Here is a 9,285-nt window from a genome sequence, read left to right on the forward strand (position 1 = left end):
CCCACTGAAGGCAATCCGATCGTTCTGGGTTCAGGCGCCAAATATTATCAGGCTGAGGATTTTGCGACGCAGGACGGACTGTTCCGGATCGGGCGACAATATCGCAGTTTCGCCGGTGGCAGGGTCAGCAGCTACAATCAGCCTGCTTTGACACCGTCTGTCGGCTGGCAATTCAATTTTGACTATGAGCTGCATCTGGGCGCGTTTTCGGGGTCGCCAAGTGCGCCGACCGGCAAGGTCACTCTGCTGACGCCGGATGGGTCCGGATATAATTTTGAACTGCAGGCGAACGGTACATGGCAAGCCCAGGCTGCGATGGGGGCCGTCCCGGACGACTACCGGCTAGAATTCATGGGAAGCTTGCCGAGCAACCTTGCCGACATGAAGGCTGTGCCGAGGCAATGGAAGCTGACCGGTCCCGACGACCGCGTTTGGACCCTGACAACGATGTCGCCCGTCAATTTCAGCCCTGCGAGCTACAGAGTTGGCCGCCCCATAACCATGCGCGAGCGTGACGGTTATGGCTGGGAATTCAATTATTCCACGGATGGGGCGCTCACCTCGATCGTCGACAGCTTCGGCCGTACGGCGTCGTTCACCTGGCACATCTACTATCCGATGGTCGATCCAAATGCTACCTGGCCGCAGCGGATGCCCGAAGCGATCAAGGACATCACCTTCCCGGACGGTACAAAGGCGACCTATCTCTACGACCCGGCCCCAACGGATACGGCTCCGTCGCCTGATGTAATCCGACGCCTTGTCGGCGTGGAGTGGCGCGATGCATCCGGCACGGTGGTCGATTCCAATGCCTATCACTATGAGGACACGACCTATCCGAGATTCCTGACCGGCGTCAGCGACCATCGCGGCGTGCGCGTTGCGACTTATACCTACGATGCCGATGGCCGGGCGACCTCAACCGAAGGCGCCGGTGGCGCCAATCGGGTAACGGTTGTCTACGGCACGTCCGGCTCCCAACTCACCCGAACCGCCACCACGGCGCTCGGGCGTGTAAAGGTCTACAAATTCGACTACGTGCCCGGCAGCAGCTGGGACATCCGCTTTGCCGGCGTCGATGGCGCGGCCTCGACCAATTGTCCGGCATCCGCCAGCGCGCTGACCTACGACGGCGCGGGTTTCATCGCGTCGTGGACCGACGAGGAGGGCCGCGTCACCAGCTATGTCAGGGACAGCCGCGGCCGGCCGACACAGATCACGCAGGCCTATGGTCTGCCGGAGGCGCGCCAGACCACCATCACCTGGCACGCGACCGTGAATGCCCCGCAGCAGATCGTCGCGCCGGGCCTTACGGTTGACTACACCTACAACACGGCGGGCCAACTGACCGGCGTGACACAGACCGATACCAGCGCGCAGACGGTTCCCTATTCGACGAACGGCCAGACACGCAGTTGGGCCTACACCTATACGACGTCCGGCCTGTTGTCTTCGGCCGATGGGCCGCTGCCGGGAACCGGCGACACGGTCTCCTACACCTATGATACATCAGGCTATCTCGCCACCACCACCGACGAGGTCGGCAATGTGACGACAGTCAATGCCGTCGACGGCCGTGGCCAGCCGACGGAGATTCAGGGCGCCAATGGGCTGGTGACCAAACTCACCTACGATGCCAGGGGCCGCTTGACCTCCAGGCTGGACGACCCTTCCGGCATCGCCAGCCGGACGGAATACGCATACGACAATGCCGGCAACGTCACCACGATCACCAATCCCGATGGATCGGTGCTGGCGATGGAATATGATGGCGCCAACCGTGTGACCTCAGTGACGAATGGCCTTGGCGACAAGGTGACCTACACCTATGACGCGATGGGCAACCGCACGGGCGAACAGGCTTCGGACGTCAATTCGCAGGTGTTTTTCGAGCGTAACACGACCTTCGACGAACTTGGCCGGTTGCGGCAGGTCATCGGCGTCGGCCCAGCGACGTGGACCTATGGCTACGATAAGGTCGGCAACCCGACCTCGATCACCGATCCCAACAGCAATGCTGCGACATCAGCCTATGACGGGCTCGACCGACTGATCAGCCTTGCCGATGAGCGCAACAGCACGACGACACAAGGTTTCGGCGCAACCGACGACCCGACCTCCACTACGGATCCACGCAATGTCGCCACCATTTATGTCCGCAACGGCTGGGGCGAGGTGATCCAGGAGAGCAGCCCCGATATCGGCACGACGGTTTATGTTCGCAATCGCGACGGCCAGGTCACCCAGAAGACCGACGCGCGCGGCGTCATTACGATCTACACCTACGACTATGCCGGACGGATCACGACGCGGAGCTATCCGTCGGAGACCGCTTCTAGTGTTGCCTACACCTATGACAGCGTGACCGGTGGCAATCCCGGCAAGGGCCGCCTGACGAGCGTCACCGATGCCGCCGGCACGGTTTCCTACCGATACGACCTGCTCGGCCGTGTCATTCAGGAAGTGCGCACGATCGGGGTGAAATCCTACACGATCGCCTACAGTTGGGACGATGCCGGCAACCTGTTGAGCATGACCTATCCGTCCGGCCGTGTCGTCGAATATGGCCGCGGAGCGGCAGGCGAGGTGCAACAGGTCCGCACCAGCCCGGATGCTATCTCGTCGCCGACGGAACTGGTATTGTGGGGCACGTACGCGCCCTTCGGCCCACGTTCTATCACGGCCTTTGCCAACGATCTGAGGGAAAGTCGCGACTATGATACCGATGGCCGCATCGTGAGCTACGGCGTCGAGGACCAGTCGCTCGGCCAGGATCTCATCCGGCGCGCGCTGCAATACCAGGACAAGCGCAACCTGACCTTCATCGAGGATCAGCTCAACGCCGCCAACAACGAGACCTACACCTATACTGCCAACGGCTTCATCGAGAAGGCCGACGGCCCGTGGGGCAGCCTCACCTATACGATCGACGGCGTCGGCAACATCACCCAGCGCATAATCACCCTGGGGGGCGTGACCTCGACGGATGTCTATACGCAACAGCCCGGCTCGAACCGGCTGACCGGCATTGTCACCAACGGCGCGCCGAGCCGCGGCTTCCAGTCCGACCTTGCCGGCAACATCACGCAGGACGCGACTGTGTCGCCGGCATTGACCAAGGCCTACACCTACAATGCCGCCGGCCAGTTGGCGGGCGCCACCACCAACGGCGCGGCGAGCGGCGCCTATGTCTATGACTATCAGTCGCGACTGGTCTCGCGCACCATCAGCGCCTCCTCGACCACACTGCATATGGTGCACGACCTCGATGGCAATGTGATCGCCGAATACGACGCCTCGGGCACCCTCGTCACCGAATATGTCTCGGTCAACGGTCGGCCACTGGCCATGATCGACAACACCGGTGCGACGCCGGCGCTGTACTATGTGCTGACCGATCATCTCGAACGGCCGATCATGATGACAGACGAGAGCCGCAACATCGTCTGGCAGGCGAGATACCTGCCCTATGGCGAGGTGGGCACGATCATCGGTAGCGCTACGCTCAACCAACGTTTCCCCGGCCAGTGGTTCCAGGTGGAGACGGGGCTTTCGTACAATTGGCATAGGCACTATGATCCGAGCACTGGGCGCTATCTACAGCCGGACCCGCTCGGTATGCCCGATGGCCCGTCAAGGTGGGCGTATGCGAAGAACAGTCCGTTTATGAATGTTGATCCGGAGGGGTTGCAGAATGCGATCCCAGTGCCTTTTCCCGCGCCGCTGGGGCCGTTCAGCCCAAAGCCGTTTCCACTGAAAGATGCGCAGCAGTGGTGTTATGACCATCCTATGCTCTGTAGTTGTGTGCCGGGGTTGCCTGGTCTTCTGGGCTCGCCTTGGCCGGATCCCGTGCTTAACAATGAAGGGGCGGGGCCGCCGGACTATACGCCGCCATTTGACGGCCCGGGTGATTGGGATCCAGGAACTCCTCCGCCGGGAGAAGGCTGGCAGTGGAAAGGAAAACCTGGGGCGCCGGTGGGCGGTAGAGAAGGGGGCTGGACACGCCCGGCTCCTGGCACGCCCAAGGGTAAGGAAAGCGCTCACGATGATCGCGATCATCCCGAAGGCAAACCACCGCATGTGGGCTGGGTGGATCCATCGGGCAAGCATTGGGAGAACTATGGAAACGGTTGGGTGCCAAAAGAATAAGGGATTTACAAATGACCGTTCAGGCTGACACGGAAAGAACACTGAGTAGGGACGAGATTGAACGTTTCATTGACGACCTTGGCGGCTGGGCTCCGTCATACACAATATTGACTTCAGTCCTAAAAAATAAAAATATTGAAGCGAGAGTTCTTCTTCGCGCAGACTATCAAATTAATATAATAAATGATTTTACATCGTGCCCCGTGTATCCAATCATTTTGGAAAAATATTATGATGTAAGAAGGAAGTATTTTAAACGTTTAATTGAAACAGATAACGCTAAGTCTATTATCTTTCTTGACTACACCGCCGATGTCGGCGTAGAGTCAAGGCATAGTATCGAAATTTCCGGCGGACACGTAATATCAGTCGGAGGTTTTCCGACTTATTTATTTCCAGTGGAGGCAGCAAAGTTTGAAACAATCGACGCCAATAGGGAGAATTTCTTTTCACCGGTGTTGGTAACATCGGACGGTGTTGAATCCCTTCTTTCGGATAGATATGTTTTACCATTTGAGAACATATTAGCAATGTATTGCAATGTGATGGACGATGAAACAATACTCTACATTGAAACGAAGGCGTGATATTGCGAATGGGTTCCCCCGGAGGCCTCACAAGCGGTGGGGCGATCCATTGCGAAGGTTTAGTTCCGCAACCCGCAGGCTTCGCCCTCGTCGCAGTCCTCGTCTTCCTCCTCATCGTCTCCGCCATCACCTCGACCTTCGCCCTGACCGCCTGGACCCGGCTCAAGATTGCTTCGAACGAGACCGAAAGCCAGCGCCTTGGCCTGCTTGCCGAAGGGCTGACCAATGTGCTGGCGGCGCGGTTGTCGGGAGACGGCGCCGATCTCGGGCTGCCGCTGAATTTCGAACCGATCTCCTGCGCGGTCGGCGACCTGGCTGTCGTAACGCGGCTGCAGGGGCATTCGGGGCTGATCGATCTCAACGCCGCCGATCACAATCTGCTCGCCCAAGGTTTCGCCTCGCTCGGCGTCGACTCTGAGATGTCGAACCGGCTTGCGATCGCGGTCGAATATTCCCGCAGCGGCGCCAGCATCTTCGCGGCGGCTGCCCAGGAGAAAATCGAGGTCGCGGGCGGCTTCAAGCATGCACCCTTCGAATCCGTGGCCGAGTTGCAGGATTTTTCAGGGCTGCGTACGATTCCCTTGCCGGACCTCTATGGAACATTCACGGTCAATTCGCGGCGCGGCGATCTGGTCATAGGCCGGGCCAACCCGGTTCTCACCAACTTCGCCAAGGTCGGCACGCCTTCGAGCGCGAAGACGCCCGAGCAGGCCTTCACGATCGAGGTTTCCGTCAGTCGGCGTGGGTCGCCGATCGCCGGTTCCGCGGGTTATGTCTTCGAAAGCCGCGCGGGCGAGCATGCTGGGCTGCAGCGCATTGCGGCCTATCCCGAAATCGCGGCCGATGAAGCGGGCGCGAAGCGTGATGCGGTCGGCGGGTGCGTCGAGATTTTCGGTGCGTCGGTCACCGATATGCTTGCGACCCTGCACTGAACCATTGCGGGCATCGAAGCGGCCCGCTCTCGTTCTCGGAGAGGGTAGAGACGTAGCCAAATCCTATGCCAGCTAGTGCCAGTAAACAATTCGGTAAGTATTTTTCCTGCTGAATCTTGTATGAGAAATAAATTTGTAATGCAGAGGCTTGGATTCCCAAAAAATTCGGTAATACTCACCTTAGTAAGAGTTTTATCGATCCAATACATTAAGTATATCTAATGTTTCTGGGCGGAAGGGGGATAGCCGATGTCAAGCGGGAACGACACCATCACCGGCACGAGCGGGGCCGACATCATTGATGCGGGCGAGGGCGATGATATCGTCAACACGCTTGCGGGCAACGACACCATCACCGGCGGCAAGGGCGACGATATCCTCAATGGCGGCACAGGCAACGACACCTATAATTATGCCCGGGGCGACGGCAACGACACCATCACCGAGCTGAGCCTGGGCGGTTCCAGCGACCGCCTGGTCTTCACCGGCATCAACCAGGCCGACGTCACGCTGGTGCGCAACGGCGCCGACGTTACGCTGGTCATCGCCGAAAGCGCGCCCAGCGCCGGCGATGGCGGTTCGATCCTGCTCAAGGACAATTTCGAGGACGTCACCGATCGCGGGATCGACAGGATCGTCTTCGCCGACAATTCGGCCTGGACACGCGCCTCCTTGCGGGCTGCCTGGCTCGCTCAGGTCTCGACCTCGGGCAACGACACCATCACCGGCTTCAATGCCGCCGACACCATCACCGGCGGCGCCGGCAACGACGTCATCGACGGCGGCAAGGGCAACGACATCTACAACTACGCGCGCGGCCACGGCAACGACACCATCATCGAGGCGGCTTCCGGCGGGACCGATGACCGCCTGGTACTGCAGGGGATCAACCCGTCGGCGGTAAGCCTTGTGCGCAACGGCAACGATGTCACGCTCGTCATTGCCGAAAGCACGCCGGGCGCCGGAGACGGCGGATCTGTCCTGCTCAAGGACAATTTCGAGGAATATTATGATCAGGGCATCGACAAGATCGTCTTCGGCGACGGCACGATCTGGACCCGGGCCGCACTGCGCACGGCATTCCTCGCCCAGTCCTCGACTTCGGGCAATGACGTCATCACCGGTTTTGCCGTCAACGACACGATCAACGCAGGCGACGGCAACGACCAGGTCTTCGCCGGCGATGGCGCCGACACGCTCACCGGCGGCAAGGGTGCCGACAGTCTTTACGGCGGCGCCGGCAACGACACCTACATCTATGCCCGCGGCGACGGCAACGACACTATCCAGGAAGACAGCGGCGGCGGTGCCGGTGACCAGCTGACCCTGACCGGGATCAATCCATCGGATGTGACGCTGGTCCGCGACGGCGCCAATGCGTCGCTGGTGATCGCCGAAAGTGCGCCGGGTGCCGGCGACGGCGGCTCGATCCTGCTCAAGGCCAATTTCGACGAAGACAATGGCCAAGGTGTCGACAAGATTGTCTTCGCCGACGGTACCATCTGGACGCGGGCGGAGTTGCGGGCGATGTACCTCGCCCAGGTATCCACGGCGGGCAACGACACGATCACTGGCTTCGGCAGCGCTGAGACCATCAATGCCGGCGCCGGCAACGACGTTGTCGATGCCGGCGCCGGCAATGACGATCTGCGCGGCGGCACCGGCAATGACACGCTCTCCGGCGGCGATGGCAGCGACACCTATCACTATGCCCGCGGCGACGGTGACGACATCATCATCGAAGGACCTTCCGGCGGTGGGCAAGACAGCCTCGTTCTCGAGGGGATCAGCCGCTCGGATGTGACGGTGGTGCGCAACGGCAATGACGTGACGATCTTTATCGCCGAAAGCGCGCCGGGCGCCGGCGACGGCGGATCCGTCCAGTTGAAGAACAATGCGGACCAGTATCCCAACAGCGGTGTCGACGGGGTTGTTTTCGCCGGGGGCACGGCATGGTCGAAAAGCGATCTGTTCGCCAACATCGATTTCGTCGGCGGCACTGCAGGAAACGACACGATAACGGGAACAACCGGCAACGATCTGGTTCGTGCCGGTAAGGGCAACGACACTCTTCTCGGTGGTGGCGGCAACGACGAGTATCACTATCAACGCGGCGACGGCAACGACACCATCGTCGAAGACATCAATGGCGGCACCGATGATCGGCTGGTGCTGGAAGGCATCAACCCGGCCAATGTCAGCCTGGTGCGCAACGGCAATGACCTAACGGTGATGATCACCGAAAGTGCGCCTGGCGCCGGCGATGGCGGTTCGGTCCTTGTCAAGGAAACGTTGGAAGACACTTCCAATCGCGGCATCGAGAAGATCGTCTTCGCCGACGGCACGACCTGGACCCAGGCGGACCTCCGGGTGATGGTGCTCGATCGGGCAGGCACGAGCGGCAATGACACGATTGTCGGTTTCAACGGCGCCGACACGATCCAGGGTCGCGCCGGCAATGACGCGTTGAGTGGTGGGGCCAGTGACGACCTCTACCTCTACGCCCGTGGCGATGGCAATGACACCATCACCGAAGACACCAACAATGGCAGCAATGACCGGTTGGGGTTCAGCAACATCGATGTGGGCGCCGTGAGCCTGGCGCGCAACGGAAACGACGTGACGGTTGTGATCGCCGAAAGCACGCCAGGCGCCGGCGACGGCGGCTCGGTGCTGCTTAAGAACAGCCTCGACGACAACTACGGCCAGGGCGTCGACAAGGTGGTCTTCGCCGACGGCACGACATGGACCAGGGCCGATATCAGGGTCAAGCTGCTGGATCAGGCCGGAACAGCCGGCAACGATGCCATTGCCGGCTTCAACACCGCCGATACGATCCAGGGCCGCGCGGGCAACGACGCACTCAATGGCGCCGGTGGCGACGACACGTACCTCTACGCCCGCGGCGACGGCAACGACACCATCACCGAGGACACCAATAACGGCGGCAACGACCGGTTGGTGTTTACAGACATCAATCCTTCGGCCGTGAGCCTGGTGCGCAACGGCAACGACGTCACGGTGGTTATCGCCGAGAGCACGCCGGGCGCCGGCGACGGCGGGTCGGTGCTGCTCAAGAACAGCCTCGACGACTATTACGGCCAGGGTGTCGACAAGGTCGTCTTCGCCAACGGCACGATCTGGACCCGGGCCGACATCAGGGCCATGCTGGTTTCGGCGTCCGGCACAAGCGGCGATGACACGATCAATGGAACGGGTTCATCCGATATCATCGCCGGCCACGCAGGCAACGACACGCTCAATGGCGGCGGTGGCGACGACACCTATCTCTACGCCCGTGGCGACGGCAACGACACAATCAACGAAGGGACCAACGGCGGCGGCAACGATCAACTGGTGTTCAGCGACATCAACCCTGCCGCCGTGAGCCTGGTGCGCAACGGCAATGACGTAACGGTTGTGATTGCCGAAAGCGCGCCGGGCGCCGGCGACGGCGGCTCGGTGCTGCTCAAGGATACGCTCAACGACAATTACGGCCAGGGCGTCGACAAGGTCGTCTTCGCCGACGGCACGATCTGGACCCGGGCCCAGCTGCGCGACATGCTGCTGACCGGCACTGCTGCCAATGAGACGTTTGCCGGGTTTTGGGGCAATGA

The 9,285-nt window shown here is 60.7% G+C and carries 4 protein-coding genes; all 4 read left to right on the forward strand.

The window, feature by feature from the left end; all coding sequences use genetic code 11:
* Positions 1-351: 351 nt before the first annotated feature.
* Positions 352-4,149 (forward strand): RHS repeat-associated core domain-containing protein, encoded by a 3,798-nt coding sequence (locus CK226_RS33585; protein ID WP_179301185.1) that lies wholly within the window; start codon positions 352-354, stop codon positions 4,147-4,149.
* A gap of 11 nt (positions 4,150-4,160) precedes the next feature.
* A complete protein-coding gene (locus CK226_RS34680) occupies positions 4,161-4,736 on the forward strand; it encodes a hypothetical protein (RefSeq protein ID WP_142878209.1) in 576 nt (191 codons plus the stop codon).
* 8 nt (positions 4,737-4,744) lie between these two features.
* Entirely contained in the window at positions 4,745-5,668 is a 924-nt protein-coding gene (locus CK226_RS33590) for a hypothetical protein (RefSeq protein ID WP_095794083.1), read from the forward strand.
* 249 nt (positions 5,669-5,917) lie between these two features.
* Positions 5,918-9,285 (forward strand): calcium-binding protein (locus CK226_RS33595; protein WP_280951495.1); only part of this gene is annotated, 3,368 nt, incomplete at its 3' end.

Origin of the sequence: Mesorhizobium sp. WSM4311, assembly GCF_002295115.1 — a bacterium.
GTDB lineage: Bacteria > Pseudomonadota > Alphaproteobacteria > Rhizobiales > Rhizobiaceae > Mesorhizobium.

Excerpts from the sequence above, each read along its gene's own strand:
- CK226_RS33590 (WP_095794083.1), top strand. The coding sequence starts at position 4,745 with ATGGGTTCCCCCGGAGGCCTCACAAGCGGTGGGGCGATCCATTGCGAA.
- CK226_RS34680 (WP_142878209.1), top strand. The coding sequence starts at position 4,161 with ATGACCGTTCAGGCTGACACGGAAAGAACACTGAGTAGGGACGAGATT.
- CK226_RS33585 (WP_179301185.1), top strand. The coding sequence starts at position 352 with ATGGGAAGCTTGCCGAGCAACCTTGCCGACATGAAGGCTGTGCCGAGG.